Genomic DNA, 17,841 nt, shown 5'->3' with positions numbered 1-17,841 from the left:
AAGCCTGTCAGTCGTCCTTGTGGCCCGGATGCAGCTTTTCCATCAGCTCTTCGCACATCGCGTGGAACTGCGGGTCCGAAAACAGCGCCTTGGTACGCGGGCGCGCGAAGGGCACATCGACCACCTCGGCCACGCGGCCCGGGCGCGCATGCATGACGACGATCTGATCGGCAAGAAACAGCGCCTCGTCGATCCCATGCGTGACCAGTAGGGTCGTCGTCTTCTGCTGGCTCCAGATCCGTTGCAGCTCGATATTCATCGTGCGCCGCAGGATCTGATCAAGCGCGCCGAAAGGTTCATCCATCAACAGCACCTCCGGCGCGCTGACCAGCGAACGGGCGATGGCCACCCGTTGGCGCATGCCCCCCGAAAGCTGCGCGGGCAGGTGATCCTCGCAGCCCTTCAGGCCGACCAACTCGATCAATTCGCGGATCTTTTCGTCATGCGCTTTGACCGGGCGCTTGAGGATCTGAAGCGGCAGCGCGATATTCTGATGAACCGAGCGCCAGGGCAGCAGGGCCGCGTCCTGAAAGGCGATGCCAAGGCGGCCCTGGTTGCGAAACTCCAGCGGCTGATGCCCCCTGATCCGGACCGATCCGTCATCCGGTGCATCCAGCCCCGCCACCAGGCGCAGCAGGGTGGACTTGCCGCAGCCCGAAGGGCCGATCAGCGCCACGAATGCACCCCGGTGAATCTTCAGCGTGACATCCTCCAGCGCCTTGATCACGTCGTGCTTCGTGTGAAAGCTTTTTTCGACATGATCGACCAAGATATCGACGGGATTGTTCCCCGCATCGCCCCCGGCAGGCGGGGTGGCCTCGGCACTCGGACCCATGTTCATCTGTCGTCCTTTCCCGGCGCCGTTCAGTTGCGATACCCAAGCATGGCCTTGACCTCCAGGTACTCGGTCAGGCCGAACAGGCCAAGCTCTCGTCCGTTCCCCGATTTCCTGTACCCGCCGAAAGGCGCCGAGAAATCGAAGGGCGGGTTGTTGATGAAAATGCGCCCCGCGCGCAGGCGCCGTGCCACCACTTCGGCCTCATCCGGGTTTCGCCCATAGACATAGCCCGCCAGCCCGTATTCGCTGTCATTCGCGATCTCGATGGCCTCATCGACCGTATCATAGGCGATCACGCTCAGAACCGGGCCGAAGATTTCCTGCCGGGCGATATCCATGTCGTTGGTCACATCCACGAAGATCGTCGGGCGCACATAGAACCCCCGGTTCATCCCCTCGGGCAGGCCGGTGCCGCCGCACAAAAGCCGCGCACCCTGCGCGATGCCGCGCGCGATCATCGCCTGCACCCGGTCCCACTGCGCCCGGCACGCGACAGGCCCCATCGTCGTTTCCGCGCGGGCGGGATCGCCGATACGCACCTTTGCCGCCTCGGCCAGAAGGCCCGCGTGAATCTCCGCCTGCCGCGCGCGGGGGATCAGCATCCGGCTGGGCGCGATGCAACTTTGGCCCGAGTTGATGAAACACCGCCCCACCCCGTCGGCCAGCGCCCGCCCCAGATCCGCATCGGGCAGTATGATGTTGGCGGATTTCCCGCCCAACTCCTGATGAACGCGCTTTACCGTGGGGGCGGCGGCCTGCGCCACCGCGATTCCGGTTCGGGTGGAGCCGGTGAACGACACCATGTCGATCCCTGGATGACGGCAGATCGCCGCGCCCACATCCTGCCCCGACCCGTTGATCAGGTTGAACACCCCCGCCGGCACCCCGGCCTCGTCCAGCACCTCGGCCAGAAGCAGCGCCGACAGCGGCGAGATTTCCGAAGGTTTCAGAACCACCGTACAGCCCGCCGCCAGCGCCGGGGCCAGCTTGGTGACGATCTGGTTCAGCGGCCAGTTCCACGGCGTGATCAGCCCGGCCACGCCAATCGCCTCATAGCGCAGCCGCGTCGTGCCATGCGGCTGTTCAAAGCCGAAGGCCTCGGCCGTGTCGGCGGCCTCGTTGAAATAGAGGATCGCGGAACCGGTCTGCATCCAGTCGGACAGATCGGCGGGGCTGCCCATTTCGGCGGTCACCGCCGCTTCCAGTTCCTTCTTGCGCGCCGTGAAAACCTGCGCGATGCGGCGCAGCAGCGCCACGCGCTCGGCCACCGGTGCCGCCGAAAAGGCGGGAAAGGCGGCCCGCGCCGCGCGCACGGCACGCTCTACATCCTCTGGCCCGCCCCAGGCCACTTCGGCGATCGGTTCGCCCGTGGCGGGGTTGATCACCGGGCCTGTCGCCTCCCCCGCAGGCGCCACCCAGCCCCCGTCGATATAGAACTTGTCGGTCCGCACCATGCGCTACGCCATCCCCAGATGCCGGGCGGTGGCATCAAGCGCCGCGCGCACGATGGCGAACATCTCGTCCATCTGCCCGACGGTCATCACCAGCGGCGGCATCAGCGCCATGCTGTCACCATTGGCGCGGAAGGCCAAACCGCGCGACAGCCCCTCGGCCGAGCAATGCTGACCAACCTGCAACGCGCCGTCAAACGCCTCGCCGGTCGCGCGGTCGGCCACCAGCTCCAGCCCGGCCATCAGCCCGACAGAGCGCACATCCCCCACCAGCGGGTGATCGGTGAATTCGGCCAGCCCCGCCTCGAAATGCGGGATCAGCGTCTGGGCGGCATTCTCGATCAGCCCCTCGCTCTCGATCACCTCGATATTGGCGAGCGCCACGGCGCAGCACGAGGGGTGCCCGGAATAGGTATAGCCATGGGCCCATTCGCCGCCCTTGTCGATCAGCACATCGGCGACACGGTCGGACATGAGGCAAGCCGACAAGGGCAGATAGCCAGAGGTCAGCCCCTTGCCGATCTGCATCAGATCCGGCGTGATCCCATAGTGGAAAGAGCCGAACCATTTGCCGGTGCGGCCAAAGCCCATCACCACCTCGTCCAGCGCCAGCAGCACGTCATATTTCCTGCAGATATCCTGAATCGCGGGCCAATAGCTCATCGGTGGCACGATCGAGCCGCCGGCCGATTGCGCCGGCTCGGCGAAGAACGCCGCCACATTCTCGGGGCCCAGTTCCAGTATCTTGTCTTCCAGCCAGGATGCGGCAAGGCGCCCGAACTCGTCATCCGGCATCGCGGCGGGCTTCTCGCGATAGGGATAGGCGGTCTTGATGCGGTGAACCACCGGCATCGGCACGTCACCGCCGGCGTGGTGCATCGGTTCCAGCCCCGAAAGCGACGCCGCCAGATGGGTCGAGCCGTGATAGGCATATTCCCGGGCGATGATCAGCTTTTTGCCGGGCTGGCCCTTCAGATCCCAATAGCGCCGGATCGCGCGCACGGCGGTCTCGTTCGCCTCGGAGCCCGAGCATTGGAAGAAGACGTGGTTCAGCCCCTCCGGCGTCAGCTTCACCAGCTTCTCGGCCAGCAGCACGGCGGCGGGATGCGTGGTGTTGAAGAAGGACTGGCAAAAGGAAAGGTCGCTCATCTGCGCGCTGGCGGCGGCCACCAGTTCGGGCCGCCCGTAGCCGATGTTCACGCAGCCCAGGCCGGAAAGCCCGTCGATGATCTTTCTGCCCTCGGTATCCCAGACATGGACGCCCTCGCCGCGAACCGCCACGCGCGATCCGGTCTGGCGCAGCGCCTTGTGATCCGTGAAAGGATGCAGGTAATGCGCCTGATCCAGTTCCTGCCATTTCCGCGTTTCCATCTGTCGATAGAACATGGTGTTTCTTCCCGTTCCGGCGCGGCCATCCAACGGGGCCGCCTGCCCCCACTAAACACCGCGGCGCCGGACGGGGCCATCGGGCCCTCTGGCCCCGACTGGCGACAAAACATGTCGGGACATGCGCGGCACCCGGCCGCCAGGCCGGCGGCGCTTCGGGGGGGACCGGCGTGGCTACGCGGCGTGCAGGAACCGCGCGGCAGCGGCGGCGTGATCGCGGCGCAGGGCGTCCAGATCGACACCGAGGGGCACACCGTCGAGCACGCGCCATTCGCCGCCGACCATCACCCGGTCGGCCCGATGCGCCCCGCACAGAACAAGCGCCGCCAGCGGATCGCCGGCCCCCGAAAAGCGCAGCTCATCAAGCGTGAACATGGCCAGATCCGCCTGTTTCCCCGGGGCGATCGCGCCAATATCCGTGCGCCCCAGAAGCCTGGCGGACCCCTCCGTCGCCCAGCCCAGCGCATCCAGATGGGTCACCGCCGCCGCGCCATAGGTCAGACGGCCCAGCATCAGCGCGTGGCGCACGGATTCCATCAGGTTGGAATTGTCGTTCGACGCCGAACCATCGACGCCCAGCCCGACCACCGCGCCCGCGGCTTCAAGCTCTTTGGTCCGGCACTGACCCGACGCAAGCACCATGTTCGACGTCGGGCAATGGCAGACACCCATGCCGCATTTGCCGATCCGCGCGATTTCATCGTCGTTGAAATGGATGCCATGCGCCATCCAGACGCGGTCGGTCATCCAGCCGACATCCTCCAGATAATCAAGCGGGCGCATGCCGTATTTCGACAGACAGAATTCATCCTCGTCATGGGTTTCGCCCAGATGGGTGTGCAGGCGGCAATCATGCTTGTCGGCCATCTCCGCCGTGTCAATCATCAGCTGGCGGGTCACGTTGAACGGCGCGCAAGGCGCCAGCGCCACAGTGGTCATCGCCCCGTCTGAACGGTCGTGATAGGCGCCCAGCACCCGTTCGCAATCGCTCAGCACCGCGTCGTAATCCTGAATGAGCCGCTCATCCGCGATCCCGCCGGAACTGGTGCCCATATTGATCGCGCCGCGCGTCAGCGCCACGCGCATGCCCAACGCCTTGGCCTCCTCCGCTTCGATATCCACCGCATCCGCCATGTCCCTGCCAAAGACGAACAGGTGATCCGAAGCGGTCGTGCAGCCCGACATCAGCAATTCCACCAGCGCGAGGCGCACGCCGATGCGAAACGTGTCGCGGTTCAGATGGCTGCCCCACAGCGGATAGAGCGCCTGAAGCCACGGGAACAGCTCCTTGTTGATCGCCTGCGGATGCGCGCGCGTCAGGGTTTGATAGAAATGGTGATGCGCGTTCACAAGGCCCGGAATGACAACGTGGCGCGATCCATCGAAAACCTCATCGACCGGGCCCGTGGGCCGCGTGCCCGCCACAAGCTCCACGATCCGCCCGTCTTCGACCACAAGGCCGCCAGCGGCGTTTTCGGCCATGACGGCCAGGGGGGTTCTGATCCACAGACGCATTCTTGGTCCTTCAGGTCAACTGAGCCGCGCCTTGCGATAGGCGCGCGGCGAAATTCCGTATTGGGCGCGAAACGCCCGCGAGAAATGCGAGAAATCCTTGAACCCCCGGCGCAGGGCGATCGTGGTGATCGGCCAGGAACTGAGCAGGCTGTCGCCCAGATCGCGCCGGATCCGCTCCAGCCGCTGCGCCTTGATCCATTTCGAAACCTGCAGATCCTCGCCCGCGAACAGCTCGTAGAGCGACCGGTGCGAGATGGATTGTTGGCGCGCGATCTCGGCCGGGCAAAGGCCGGGGTCATCCAGATGCGCCAGGATATGCGCCTTCACCCGCGCCAACTGTGCCTGCCGGTTGGCCGACAGCGGCTGTTCCGAGGCGATTTCGCTGAGCGCGGTGGCCAACAGGTCGATCACATGCGCCTCCAGCCGGTTGATCAGGCTTTCGCGGGCGCTCTCGCGCTTCACGTCGCACATGGTGATGATGAAATCGAACAGGAACCGCCCCGGCAGCGACTGCCCCGACATCTGCCTTGCGATCAGCGTGTCAAGGCATGGCACCCGGTCCTGCAGCAACCGCCGCGGCAGTTTCAGCGCGATCTGCCGATATGGGCCGGCGAAGGTCATGCGATAGGGCTGCTGGCTGTCGTAAAGCACCATTTCGCGCGGGCGCACGCGCACGCTGCGCCCGCCCTGCGTCAGCCGGCAATCGCCCTCGACCTGCAGGCACACCTCGTACCACATGTCATTGCGGCAAATATGTTCCTCGCCGCGCTGAACTTCGGTCGCGGTAGAGATGAAGTCCGCCAGCATCACCTGTCCGAATTCCATCCAGGTGACGGAGCCGAAGAAGTCGTCATCCGCACGGCCCGTAACCACCGTAGAGGGGAAGAGCGTGTTCGCCGAGTCCTGCCAGAAGCTCAGGCGCTCCGTCTTGTCGACATTGGCGGTCGATAGCTTCTGCCAACCGGTTGTTTCCTGGTGCGTGGTTTCCTGTTGCATAGTGGCTCCTTCGCAAGGCGTGGATCCCGGCACCGCCCCAAACGGGTGGTGCAGCCTCACGAAGCGCGCAGGTTGTCTGTCTGTGCAAGATCCGGCGCAACGAAATGATGCGTGATCTTCGGAACTGTCCTGCGAATGATCAGGTTCGCCGATTTCCACCCAGAATACAGGCAGTTCCCTGCGACATTTCATGCGGCAGCGCGAAAACCGGCGGCGGGCGCCGCAGCGACAGTCAAGCCTTTCATCGCGGACAGGCGCATCAGCAAACAGTCTCCGGCAGCGGCGCGCGGGCATGGCCGAGCCGGTCGAACAGATCGAAAGAACGGCGAAGCGCGTCGGGCGAGAGATCCTCGAAGATGAACACCAGCCGCGATTCCATCGCCCCGCCGCCCAGATGTTCCAGATGGCCGGGCGGATGCACCAGCGGCCCCACCCCATGCACCGCCACGGGCGGCCCGCCCTGCTCGACGGCAAGAATTCCCTTCACGCGGTGAATCCGCTCGCCATGCGTGTGCAAAAGCGCCGTCAGCCAAAGGCCGAATGCGGTCCAGTTGACCGGCCCGGCGCGGGTGATCGACAGGGTCTGAATGCCGCTGTGATCGTGGTTGTGCCCCTGCGCCGCGGCAGGCAGGGCGATCTCCTTGTCCATCGGTCGCTCTGGCACGATCTCGTCCAATGGCGCATCCGCGCGCACCAGCCGCGCCACCGGGTTGAGCGCGCGCAGGCGTTTTTCCAGCGCGCGCGCATCCGCCGCCCCGACCAGATCGGTCTTTGCCAGAACCAGCGTATCGGCGGCGGCGATCTGGCGCAGCGCAACGCCCCCGCGTGTCAGCGCGGCCGGGCCGTTGAAGGCGTCGACCACCGTGATCACCCCCCCGGCTTTCACCTGCGAGCGCATCACCGGGTCCGCCTGAAGGGTGGAAAGCACCGGAAACGGATCGGCGAGCCCCGTCGTTTCGATCACCACACGGGTGATCGGCGCGATCTCTCCGGCCCCCTGGCGATCCAGCAGATCACGCAGGGATTGCGCGATGTCGCCCCGGATCGTGCAGCACACGCAGCCCGAGCGCATCAGCATCACCGGGCCATCCACCGGGGCGATCAGCTCGTGGTCCAGCCCGATCTCGCCGAACTCGTTCACAAGCACCGCGGTGCCGGCCATGCGCGGATCGCGCAGCAGGCGCTGCAGCAGCGTCGTCTTGCCGGCGCCAAGCCCGCCCGTCAGCACGATGACGGGGATCATCCGCCCTGCTCCGCATCCAGCGCCGCCTCGATCCGGTCCAGCCAGTCGGGATCAAGCGGGTCCAGCGCCCTGCCGCTCAGCGCCTCGGCCTCGGGCCACAGATGGCCGAGCGCGTCAAACAGCACCGTCTTGCCGGTGGCGCTGCGCAGCACATAGCTGCGCCCCTGCCAGTCGCCGAAGCGCAACCGCAGATGGGCCAGGGCGGCATTGGCCACCTTCGCCCGCCGCGCGGCCTCTGCCCGGCGCGCCAGCCGGTCGGTGTTGCGGGTATAAACCCCGTCGCGCGCCACCGCATGGCTCCAGTGGTCGTCGCAGCCCAGAATACCGCAAAGGGCGCACATGGGCTCAGCCGCGCGGGAAGCGACGGTCGAAATCCTCGGCCATCTCGGTCATCGTGACAAAGCGCACGCCGTCATGTCCCTTGATGTAGTCGATCAGCCGCTCCAGCATCAGCAGAACCTGCGGGCGCCCCGAAACATCGGGATGGATGGTGATCGGAAAGACCGCGTAATCCATCTCGCGGTAGACCCAGTCGAACTGGTCGCGCCAAAGCTGCTCGATATCGCGCGGATTGACGAAACCGTGTGAATTCGGCGAACTCTTGATGAACATCATCGGCGGCAGATCATCCAGATACCAGTTCGCCGGGATCTCGATCAGATCGGTTTCCGCGCCGCGTTCCAGCGGTTTCATCCAGTCCTGCGCCTTGGCCGTATAGTCGATCTTGGTCCAGCGGTCGCCCACGCGCACCCGGTAGGGCGTGTGATCGTCATGCATCAGAGAATGGTCATAAAGGATGCCACGTTCCAGCAGCAACTCGTTGGTCACGGGCGAAAATTCCCACCACGGCGCCACATATCCCCTGGGTCTCTTGCCGGTCAGCGCGGTGATCAGATCAATGCTGTGGTCCAGCACCGCCGCCTCCTGTTCGCGCGTCATGGCGATGGGGTTCTCATGGCTGTAGCCATGCACGCCCACCTCATGCCCGGCCTCGGCCACGGCCCGCATCTGCGCCGGGAAGGTCTCGACCGAATGGCCCGGAATGAACCACGTCGTCGTCATGTCGTATTTCTTGAAAAGCCGCAGCAGCCGCATGGACCCGACCTCGCCCGCGAACATCCCCCTGGAGATGTCGTCCGGGCTGTCCTCGCCGCCGTAAGAGCCGAGCCACCCGGCAACGGCATCCACATCCACCCCGAACCCGACAAGGATTTCTTTCTGAGCCATCTGAGGTCGCCTTTTGCTGTGCGTGAACTGGTGACAACCGTGAAAGCGCGCGGGGACCGGTCCTGTCGAGCGGACGACAGGAAGGCACAAGTCTTTCCGCAGCCCTGATCAATTTCCCAACATCGCCTGCCGCTTTTGCAGGCAGCATACCGGGGTCCGTCCCTCTTTTTCCCAAGCCTGACACAGCCCCCGTCTGGGCATAGACGCAGAACCGGGATAACGCTAAGCGGCACCCCGGCCCCTTTTTGCAAAACGAGATGACATGACCACGGACCGCCCCAAGATCACCCTGTTCGCGCTTGGCGGCACCATCGCCAGCCTGCGCGGCGAAAGCGGCCGCGCGGTGGCCGGCGCCATGACGGGGGCAGAGCTTGTGACCAGCCTCGCGCTGGACACCCAGGTGGAGCTGACGGTAATCACCCTCGCGCAGAAACCCAGCAATGCCCTGCAACTGAAAGATATTTTCGCGGTGCGCGACCGTTGCGCAAGGGCCGTGGCAGACGGCGCCGCCGGTGTCGTCGTCGCACAAGGGACCGACACGCTTGAGGACAGCGCCTTTCTTCTCGACCTGATCACGGATCTGCCGGATGCCGGGCTCGTGCTGACCGGGGCGCAGCGCGTGCCCTATGCCCCCGGCAGCGATGCCGGCCCCAATATCCGCGATGCGATCACCACCGCCGCAGCCCCCGCCGCGCGCGGGGCCGGCGCGCTGGTTGTTTTTGATCAGGAGATCCACGAAGCCCGCCACGTGCGCAAGGTGTCGTCGCACCGGCTGCGCGGCTTCGGCTCGCCGGGCCATGGGCCACTCGGTCATGTGGACGGGGCCCATGTGGATCTGCGCGCCGCCGCCGCGCCCGTGTCGTGCTTTGCCGGGCTGCAACCGCCCCTGCCCCGTGTCGATATCCTGCCCGCCGCGATGGAGGCCTCGCCGCTGCTGCTGCGCGCCGCGGTCGAAAGCGGCGCGCGGGGCCTTGTTCTTGACGCACTGGGCCGGGGTCAGGTGCCCCCCGATTGGATGCCCGAGATTGCAACACTCCGGCGGGCGGGCGTGCCCATCGCGGTCACGAGTTCAACCTTCTCGGGCCGGTTGGGCGCCGATTATGATTATTCCGGCTGCCTGGCCGAACTGACCGCCCTCGGCGTTCAGCCCTGTGACGAGCTTTCGGCCCGCAAGGCACGACTGCTGCTGATGTGCCAGATGGCCGCCGGGTAATCCTCCCGTTTTTAACGGGGCTCGGACCTAGTGAACTGATGCGGGTTTTCCGCCCGGTTCAATCTCGCGATTGACTGCCTTGCAGTCGGTTTTGGACATCGGCGGTACTTGTCCATCAGGGCAATGACTGCTAAATCGCCGTGGCGTAGCCCTCGTAGCTCAGTTGGCCAGAGCAGCGCTCTTGTAAAGCGAAGGTCCGCGGTTCGAATCCGTGCGGGGGCACGCGCGCTTACCCTCATCCCGGCGACGGGACCGGCCTTTGGTGTTTGCAGGCGACCTGATCAATCCGAAAGTGAACTGCCCCAGGCGCTCCAAGTCAATCGAGGATGGAGCCTATGGAAAAGCATGGTTCGTTGACTGGGCAGCGCTGAAATGGTCCCCCCTGCACGCAGCGCCCGTTGATGACCCAGAAGGTCGCCAGAACGCCTGGCGCTGACAGGCATGACGGTGGTCGCAAAAAGATAGACCAGCCGACCGGCGGCTCCCCTGAAACATGAACAAGAGGTTGACCTTGTCCTTCGACAGATGGCTTGACACAATTCTGGAATGTTAATTATATAATAATCATTCCATAATGGAGATCAGCACATGGCCCGCCCGCGCGCATTCGATCCGGACACCGTTCTGACGGGAGCTATGCACGCATTCCGCCGCCAGGGATTTGCAAGGTGTTCCGTGCGCGACCTGGAAGCGTCGAGCGGCGTTACCTCGGGCAGTCTCTACAATACCTATGGCGACAAGCAGGGTCTCTTTCAGGCCGCATGCGCCCATTATCTCCGCACGGTGGTCGATCAGCGCATTCGCAAACACGCCCCGAAAGGATCAGGCATTGCAGGGCTTCAAGCGCTCTTCTTGTCCACCCTGAACGAGCCCGACGCAGAATCGTATGGGTGTCTTATAACCAACAGCGCCGTCGAGTTTGGCGATGCGGGGGCGCCAGACGTCGTCGCAGAAGGCCTTGAGGTGCTGAAGGCCGCGTTTGATGACCGTCTTGGCGGCGACGCGGCGGACGCCGACGCGCTGTTGGCCTTTTATCAAGGCGTCCTCGTCCTTGTGCGCGCCGGATACGACAAACGCATGCTCGAACGGATGATTTTAAGATTCTTCGAATCTCTGGCTCAGACCGCATGAAAGGAACAACGCCATGGACGTCAGCCAACTTTGGCCCCGTTACGCCAAAATCTGGTCATCCGATGCAAAAACACGTCAACGAGAGTTGCTGGCCTGTCTTGCCGATGACGCGACATATTGCGATCCGAACGGCCTCTTGACCGGCCGAGAGGCTCTTTCAGACTATATGGGTGGCTTTCAGGAAAATTTTGCCGGTAACGGTTTCCGGATCATAGACGTGATTTCGCACGATGGCGGATCGCTCGCGCGATGGGCGCAGCACGACGCGGGCGGATCAACGCTTCACTATGGCATGAGCTTCGCCACGCATGACGAGGAAGGCCGGCTGCAAAACATCAACGGCTTCTTTCCATACGCGACCCACAGTCCTTCGGCCTGATTGCGCATTTCAGCCTGGCCGTGCTCCGCTGTCGAAACCGTCATCTGGTTTCGGAGTATGGCGATCATAATATGATCGCGCCGATAGCGGGTCAGTTTCACATCGCTCATCGTCACCAGATCCCGATCGGGGCGCCGCATCGTGCCCGCCGCGGCGTCAAGTAACCGATCAATTTTATCGGAATTGACAAATCCGACCATAACAGTCAGTTTTTATATCAGAGATTCCCAGCCACCCTGCCGGGCCAGCCAGGAGTCGTTCGAAAGGGAGATAGCGATGAACGACCTGACCCGAGCCGCCACCGGCTGGTGGCGCGACATACGTATATTCGTAAACGGTGAATGCCGTGCCCCGCGCCGGGGCTTCGACCGGCTGATCGACCGGATCGAGGGGCGGACATGACCCCGGCCCCCGCACTGCCAGACGACACCGCCCCGCACGGCGCACCGGTACATGACGCCCGCGCCCTGACCGGCGGCAGCGGCCAGGCCCATATCACGCTGGACGGCCAGATCTATACGCTGCGGATCACCCGTGCCGGCAAACTGATCCTGACCAAATAGGCCCCGGCCAGCCCCGCCAGACCCACGCAAACGAGACCACGAAGGAAACGCACCCATGAAAACCACCCTGACCGCAACGCTCGCCGCGACGACATTTCTGGCGGCCGCCCCCGTCCTCGCCTCGGAAAAGGGCGACGTGCTGGCGACCTATGCCGACATCGCCGCCGCCACCTATGGCGACAGCGCGGCGACCGGCAAGGCGCTGCAGGCGGCTGTCGACGCGCTGATCGCGGACCCGTCCGCCAAGGCGCTGACTGCGGCGCGCACCGCCTGGCTGCAGGCCCGGGTGCCCTACCAGCAAAGCGAGGCGTTCCGCTTCGGCAACCCGATCGTGGATGACTGGGAAGGCAAGGTGAATGCCTGGCCGCTGGACGAAGGCCTGATCGACTATGTGGACAGCAGCTATGGCGGCCCGTCCGACGAAAACGAATATGCGGTGCTGAACGTGATCGCGACGCCGAAATTCACCCTGTCGGGCACCGAGGTGGACGCGACCGACATCACCCCCGAACTGCTGTCGGGCACCCTGCACGAAGCAGACGAGATCGAGGCCAACGTGGCCACCGGCTATCACGCGATCGAGTTCATGCTGTGGGGCCAGGATCTGAACGGTACCGATCACGGCGCCGGCGACCGGCCCTGGACCGATTTCGCCGCGGGCGATGCCTGCACCAACGGCAATTGCGACCGGCGCGCGGCCTATCTGAAGGCCGCAACCGACCTGCTGGTCAGCGATCTGGAATGGATGGCCGCGCAATGGCGCGACGGCGGCGACGCGCGCACCGCCCTGATGGCCGACGAAGATGCCGGAATCTCGGCCATCCTGACCGGTATGGGGTCGCTGTCTTACGGCGAACTGGCGGGCGAGCGGATGAAGCTGGGCGTGCTGCTGAACGACCCCGAGGAAGAGCATGACTGCTTCTCGGACAACACCCATAACAGCCATTTCTATGACGGTCTGGGCATCCGCAACGTCTATACCGGGCATTATGTGCGGGTCGATGGCGCGGTGGTGTCGGGGCCGTCGGTTTCGGATCTGGTGGCCGAAACCGCGCCCGAGGTCGATGCCGCCCTGCGCGCCGGGCTGGACGCCGCCGTGCTGTCGCTGGGTCAGGTCAAGTTCGTGGCCGAGGCGGGCACGTCCTATGACCAGATGCTGGCGCGCGGCAATACGGCGGGCGAAGAGCTGATCATGGGCGCAGTCGATGCGCTGGTGACCCAGACCCGCGCGATCGAACGCGCGGTGGCCGCACTGGGCCTGGGCGAGGTCGCGATCGAAGGCTCCGACAGCCTGGATAACCCCGACGCGGTGTTCCAGTAATCGTCAACCGGCCGGGGCGGCCCCACGCGGCCCCGGCCCCCTGCGGGAGCGCCCGGATGATCGTCTGCCATTGCAACACCATCGCCGACAGCGATATCCGCGCCGCGGTCGACTGGATGCGCGCCGCCGATCCCGATACCATCATCACGCCGGGCAAGATCTATCACGCCCTCGGCAAACGCGCCGACTGCGGCGGCTGCCTGCCGCTGTTCTTGCAAACAATGCGCGCGTGCGACAGTTTCGAAGTCCCCATGAACCTGCGTGGCCTGCGCCGCGCACCAACACAGGAAAACGAAAATGAAGGGCGACCCCAAGGTCATCGACTATCTCAACAAGGCGCTCCGCAGTGAACTGACCGCCGTCAGCCAGTACTGGCTGCATTACCGCCTGCAGGAAGACTGGGGTTATGGCCGGATTGCCGCCAAATCCCGCGTCGAAAGCATCGAGGAAATGAACCACGCCGACAAGCTGATCCAGCGGATCATCTTTCTGGAAGGTCACCCGAACCTGCAAAAACTGGACCCGCTGCGCATCGGCCAGACCCTGAAGGAAACCATGGAGGCCGACCTGGCCGCCGAGCATGAGGCCCGCACCCTGTATCTGGAGGCCCGCACCTATTGCAACGAGGTGGGCGATGCGGTGACCAAGAACCTGTTCGAAGAACTGATCGAGGATGAGGAAGGCCATATCGACTTCCTCGAAACCCAACTGGCGCTGCACAGCGCGATCGGGGCCGAGAATTTCGGCCAGCTGAACGCCCGGCCCGCCGACGAGGCCGAAGACTGATCCGCACCGCGCGCACGCGCCGCAGCCGGCCGGGTTTTTCCGGCTGCGGCAATATTCCTTATTGAAACTGTCGGAAAGCCGCGTCATGACCGCTCCATACTGGAGGTCCGCATGAACCCGAGTCACCCTCTGAACGCTGTCCTGGCTGCCGCCGCGCTGCTGCTGACACCCCCGCTTTGCGCCGCCGCGACCCCCGCGCCCGAACGCGACAATCCGCATCTGTCGATGATCCCTCGCAGCGGGGACGAGGCTGCGCGCATCCGCGCCGTCACCGCGCCCACCGACGATTTCACCGCGCCCGAACGGTTCGAAAGCCACCCGGCCGGGTCCGCCACGGTGCGCGCCCGCGCCAATGCCGATGCGTTTTCCCAGCCCTCGGGCAATATCAGCTTCGAGCGCGAGATGGATTTCAAGCTTGGCAACGGGCTGTTCAAGAAGCTCTGGGTCTCGGCGCCGTCCTCGACCCTGGCGTCGGACGGGCTGGGGCCGCTGTACAACGCGCGCTCCTGCCAGCGCTGTCATCTGAAAGACGGGCGCGGCCACCCGCCCGAAGGCCCCGAAGACAGCGCCGTGTCGATGTTCCTGCGCCTCTCTGTTCCCGCCGATCCAACCGCCGAGATGGCCCGGATCGAGGGTTATATCGCCACCGCCCCCGACCCGCATTATGGTGGCCAGTTGCAGGATCTGGCCCTGCCCGGCCATGCCGCCGAAGGCCGGATGCAGATCACCTATACCGAAATCCCGGTGGAATTGTCGGACGGCGACACCGCCCGCCTGCGCATGCCCGCATACGCGGTGACCGACCCGGGCTATGGCCCGATGGCCGATGATGTGATGCTGTCGCCGCGGATCGCGCCGCAGATGATCGGCCTCGGCCTGCTCGAAGCGGTGCCCGCCGACGACATCCTGGCGCTGGCCGACCCCGACGATGCCGATGGCGACGGCATCTCGGGCCGCCCGAACATCGTCTGGTCCGCCGAATACGGCCAGCCGATGCTGGGCCGGTTTGGGCTGAAGGCGGGCGAGGCCACGATCAAGGCGCAATCGGCCGGGGCCTTTGCCGGCGATATCGGCATTTCCAACCCGCTGGCCGCGCGCGCCTGGGGGGACTGCACCCCGTCGCAGGTGGATTGCATGACCGCACCCGACGGCAACAGCGCCGATCAGGACGGGCTGGAAATCTCGGCCGAAGGGCTGGATCTGGTCACCTTCTATTCGCGCAATCTAGCGGTGCCCGCGCGGCGCGATCTGAACGATCCGCAGGTGCTGCGCGGCAAGCAGGTCTTCTATGACACCGGCTGTATCGCCTGCCACAACCCGAAATTCGTCACCGCCCGGCTGGACGACCGCCCCGAGCAAAGCTTTCAGCTGATCTGGCCCTATACCGACATGCTGCTGCATGACATGGGGCCGGGACTGGCCGACAACCGCCCCGAGGCCCGCGCCACCGGCACCGAATGGCGCACCCCGCCGCTGTGGGGCATCGGGATGACCGAAACCGTCAGCGGCCACAGCTATTTCCTGCATGACGGGCGCGCGCGGTCCCTGCTGGAGGCGATCCTGTGGCATGGGGGCGAGGCTGCACCGGCCCGCGATCAGGTCGTCGCCATGCCGAAACCCGATCGCGACGCGCTTTTGAAATTTCTTGGGAGCCTGTGAATGAAACTTGTACTGGCCGCCGTCCTTGCCTTGGCCGCCCCGGCGGCGCTGGCCGATGTGGATGCGGTGATCGACAGCCATATCCTGCCCGGCGTTGCCGCCTTCGCCGATGCGACCGACGCGCTGGCCGATGCGGCGCAGGCCGATTGCACGCCCCCCGCGCTGAAACCCGGTTTCAACGCCGCCTTCGATGCCTGGCTGGGGATCAGCCATCTGCAGCTTGGCCCCGTGCTGGAAAAGGGCCGCGCGCAGGCGATCGCCTTTTGGCCCGACACCCGCGGCGCCACCCCCGCCACGCTGAACCGGCTGATCGCGGATGCCGATCCGGCGGCCGGCGATCCGGCGGAATTCGCCGAGGTCTCGGTCGCCGCGCGCGGGCTGTTCGCGCTGGAGATGATGCTGTATGACCCCGCGTTTTTCAATTATGAAACAGGCAGTTACCCTTGTGCGTTGACCCGCGCGCTGACCACCGATCTGGCCGATATGGCACAGGCGGTGTCGGATGGCTGGACCGGCGACTATGCCGATCAGCTGCGCAGTGCGGGCCAGCCCGGCAATACGGTCTTCCTGTCGACGGATGAAAGCGCGCAGGCGCTGTTCACCGCCCTTCTGAGCGGGCTCGAATTCACCAAGGATCAGCGCCTGGGCCGCCCGCTGGGTACGTTCGAGCGGCCCCGCCCGACCCGGGCCGAAGCGCGCCGCGCGGGCCGCAGCCTGCGCAATGTGGAACTGTCGCTGACTGCATTGCGCGATCTGGCCGATGCGCTGGCGGAGGGTCAGGCGCCGCAGACCGATGCCGCCTTCGACGCCGCGCTGGCGGCCGCCGCACGGGTGGGCGATCCGACCTTCGCCGATATCGACGATCCGCAGGCGCGGCTGAAACTGGAAATCGTGCAACAGCGCGCCGCCGCCATATCCGAGGCCGTGCAGGCCGAGATCGGCCCGCAACTGGGCGTGGCGGCCGGGTTCAATTCGGCGGACGGAGACTGACATGACCACACGGCGCGGATTTCTGGCCTCTTTGCTGGCGGCGGGCAGCCTGCCGGCGCTCAGCTGGGCCGATGCGGGCAGCCCGGCCTATCTGGCCGCGGCGAAAGAACCCGACGGCAGCTATGCGCTGTTCGGTCTGACGGCACAGGGGCAGGATGTGTTCCGCATCCCCCTGCCCGGTCGCGGCCATGCCGCCGCCGCCCATCCGACCCGCCCCGAAGCCGTGGGCTTTGCCCGCCGCCCCGGCACCTATGCGGTGGTGATCGACTGTGTAACCGGCCAGCCGATCACCCGGCTGGAAACGCCCGAGGGGCGTCATTTCATGGGACATGGCGAATATCTGTTCGAGGGCGATCTGCTGTGTACGCCAGAGAACGCTTTCGATATCGGCGAGGGCCGGATCGGTTTGTGGGCCGCGCGCGACGGCTACAAACGGATCGGCGAGATCCCCAGCGGCGGGCTCGGGCCGCATGATCTGAAGCGCCTGCCGGGCGGCAATCAGCTGGTCGTCGCCAATGGCGGTATCCTGACCAAGGGCCGCGAAATGCTGAACATCGACACGATGCAGCCCAGCCTGGCCTATGTGGACATCAAGGACGGGGTGTTGGAAACGGTCGAATTGGCGCCCGAGTTGCACCACAACTCGATCCGCCATCTGGCGCTGGGGCCGGGTGGGCTGGTGGCGTTCGCGATGCAGTGGCATGGCGATCTCTATGATCCGGTGCCGCTGCTGGGGCTGCACCGCCGGGGCACCGCGCCGCAAGTGCTGAGCGCGCCGCTGGACGAGCAGATGCAGATGAAGGGCTATGCCGGCAGCGTCGCCTTCACCGGCGCGGGCGACGCGGTGGCGATCACCTCGCCGCGCGGCGGGCGGATGCATCGGTTCACCGCCGATGGCGACTATGCCGGGCGCTGGCTGCGCGCCGATATCTGCGGGCTGGCGCCTGCGCCGGGCGGCTTTCTGGCCAGCGATGGGCAGGGCGGGCTGCACCTTCTTGACGCCGGGGGGGCGACGCCGCTGTCGGTGCAGCCCCGCGCCTGGGACAATCACGCGATCGCGCTGGGATAACCTGCCCCGCAAATTCCGCCGATGCGGGATACCCCCGGATCGGCGCGGTGAGCGATTGAAGTTTGCGCGCCCGC

General features: G+C 65.4%; 19 protein-coding genes and 1 tRNA gene. 12 read left to right on the top strand and 8 right to left on the bottom strand.

The genetic code is table 11. From position 1 onward, the window contains the following. Positions 1–7 precede the first annotated feature (7 nt). The 8 genes from ACSR1C_RS04445 to ACSR1C_RS04410 all read right to left on the bottom strand — a co-directional run bounded on the left by ACSR1C_RS04445 (position 8) and on the right by ACSR1C_RS04410 (position 8,656). Entirely contained in the window at positions 8–841 is an 834-nt protein-coding gene (locus ACSR1C_RS04445; RefSeq protein WP_460258134.1) for an ABC transporter ATP-binding protein, read from the bottom strand. Positions 842–864: 23 nt separating this feature from the next. Further along, complete coding sequence (locus ACSR1C_RS04440; RefSeq protein ID WP_460258133.1) at positions 865–2,292, bottom strand: aldehyde dehydrogenase family protein; 1,428 nt, start codon at positions 2,290–2,292, stop codon at positions 865–867. Positions 2,293–2,295: 3 nt separating this feature from the next. Then, complete coding sequence (locus ACSR1C_RS04435) at positions 2,296–3,675, bottom strand: aminotransferase (protein ID WP_460258132.1); 1,380 nt, start codon at positions 3,673–3,675, stop codon at positions 2,296–2,298. Positions 3,676–3,849: 174 nt separating this feature from the next. After that, complete coding sequence (locus tag ACSR1C_RS04430; protein ID WP_460258131.1) at positions 3,850–5,190, bottom strand: 8-oxoguanine deaminase; 1,341 nt, start codon at positions 5,188–5,190, stop codon at positions 3,850–3,852. 15 nt (positions 5,191–5,205) lie between these two features. Next, positions 5,206–6,186, bottom strand: coding sequence for an AraC-like ligand-binding domain-containing protein (locus tag ACSR1C_RS04425; protein ID WP_460258130.1), 981 nt, complete (start codon positions 6,184–6,186; stop codon positions 5,206–5,208). Between the two features lie 259 nt (positions 6,187–6,445). After that, the gene (locus ACSR1C_RS04420) at positions 6,446–7,429 is read right to left on the bottom strand and encodes a CobW family GTP-binding protein (protein ID WP_460258129.1); all 984 of its coding nucleotides are present in this window, start codon (positions 7,427–7,429) and stop codon (positions 6,446–6,448) included. Further along, positions 7,426–7,770 carry a hypothetical protein gene (locus tag ACSR1C_RS04415; RefSeq protein ID WP_460258128.1) on the bottom strand — a complete coding sequence of 115 codons (345 nt, stop codon included), beginning with the start codon at positions 7,768–7,770 and terminating at the stop codon, positions 7,426–7,428. The genes ACSR1C_RS04420 and ACSR1C_RS04415 overlap by 4 nt, the downstream gene beginning before the upstream one ends. A gap of 4 nt (positions 7,771–7,774) precedes the next feature. Further along, on the bottom strand, positions 7,775–8,656 hold the full coding sequence (locus tag ACSR1C_RS04410; RefSeq protein WP_460258127.1) for a polysaccharide deacetylase family protein: 882 nt from the start codon (positions 8,654–8,656) through the stop codon (positions 7,775–7,777). A 262-nt stretch (positions 8,657–8,918) separates the two neighbouring features. Here ACSR1C_RS04410 and ACSR1C_RS04405 point away from each other — a divergent pair, with 262 nt between their 5' ends. The 12 genes from ACSR1C_RS04405 (at position 8,919) to ACSR1C_RS04350 (ending at position 17,767) form a co-directional block, all read left to right on the top strand. After that, the gene (locus ACSR1C_RS04405) at positions 8,919–9,869 is read left to right on the top strand and encodes an asparaginase (protein WP_460258126.1); all 951 of its coding nucleotides are present in this window, start codon (positions 8,919–8,921) and stop codon (positions 9,867–9,869) included. 148 nt (positions 9,870–10,017) lie between these two features. Beyond that, positions 10,018–10,091: transfer RNA gene (locus tag ACSR1C_RS04400), tRNA-Thr, on the top strand. Positions 10,092–10,457: 366 nt separating this feature from the next. Beyond that, the gene (locus ACSR1C_RS04395) at positions 10,458–11,000 is read left to right on the top strand and encodes a TetR/AcrR family transcriptional regulator (RefSeq protein WP_460258125.1); all 543 of its coding nucleotides are present in this window, start codon (positions 10,458–10,460) and stop codon (positions 10,998–11,000) included. Positions 11,001–11,013: 13 nt separating this feature from the next. Further along, complete coding sequence (locus tag ACSR1C_RS04390) at positions 11,014–11,379, top strand: nuclear transport factor 2 family protein (RefSeq protein ID WP_460258124.1); 366 nt, start codon at positions 11,014–11,016, stop codon at positions 11,377–11,379. A gap of 276 nt (positions 11,380–11,655) precedes the next feature. Further along, positions 11,656–11,781, top strand: a complete 126-nt coding sequence (locus ACSR1C_RS04385; protein ID WP_460258123.1) for a hypothetical protein — start codon at positions 11,656–11,658, stop codon at positions 11,779–11,781. After that, on the top strand, positions 11,778–11,942 hold the full coding sequence (gene hemP, locus ACSR1C_RS04380; RefSeq protein WP_460258122.1) for a hemin uptake protein HemP: 165 nt from the start codon (positions 11,778–11,780) through the stop codon (positions 11,940–11,942). Before ACSR1C_RS04385 ends, hemP begins: the two co-directional genes overlap by 4 nt. Before the next feature lie 55 nt (positions 11,943–11,997). Next, entirely contained in the window at positions 11,998–13,263 is a 1,266-nt protein-coding gene (locus ACSR1C_RS04375; protein WP_460258121.1) for an imelysin family protein, read from the top strand. 56 nt (positions 13,264–13,319) lie between these two features. Next, positions 13,320–13,613 carry a (2Fe-2S)-binding protein gene (locus tag ACSR1C_RS04370; RefSeq protein ID WP_460258120.1) on the top strand — a complete coding sequence of 98 codons (294 nt, stop codon included), beginning with the start codon at positions 13,320–13,322 and terminating at the stop codon, positions 13,611–13,613. Beyond that, the gene (gene bfr, locus ACSR1C_RS04365; protein WP_460258119.1) at positions 13,561–14,049 is read left to right on the top strand and encodes a bacterioferritin; all 489 of its coding nucleotides are present in this window, start codon (positions 13,561–13,563) and stop codon (positions 14,047–14,049) included. Before ACSR1C_RS04370 ends, bfr begins: the two co-directional genes overlap by 53 nt. 111 nt (positions 14,050–14,160) lie before the next feature. After that, positions 14,161–15,708: a di-heme oxidoreductase family protein gene (locus tag ACSR1C_RS04360; protein WP_460258118.1), complete on the top strand. Its 1,548-nt coding sequence runs from the start codon at positions 14,161–14,163 to the stop codon at positions 15,706–15,708. Next, positions 15,709–16,698: an imelysin family protein gene (locus ACSR1C_RS04355; RefSeq protein ID WP_460258117.1), complete on the top strand. Its 990-nt coding sequence runs from the start codon at positions 15,709–15,711 to the stop codon at positions 16,696–16,698. It abuts the gene before it with no gap. Position 16,699: 1 nt separating this feature from the next. Further along, positions 16,700–17,767 (top strand): DUF1513 domain-containing protein, encoded by a 1,068-nt coding sequence (locus ACSR1C_RS04350; RefSeq protein WP_460258116.1) that lies wholly within the window; start codon positions 16,700–16,702, stop codon positions 17,765–17,767. Positions 17,768–17,841: the final 74 nt, after the last annotated feature.

The sequence above is a fragment of the Actibacterium sp. D185-2 genome (assembly GCF_054954595.1).
Note: the sequence above shows the minus strand (reverse complement) of the source record. Positions and strands in the feature narration are given on the sequence as shown.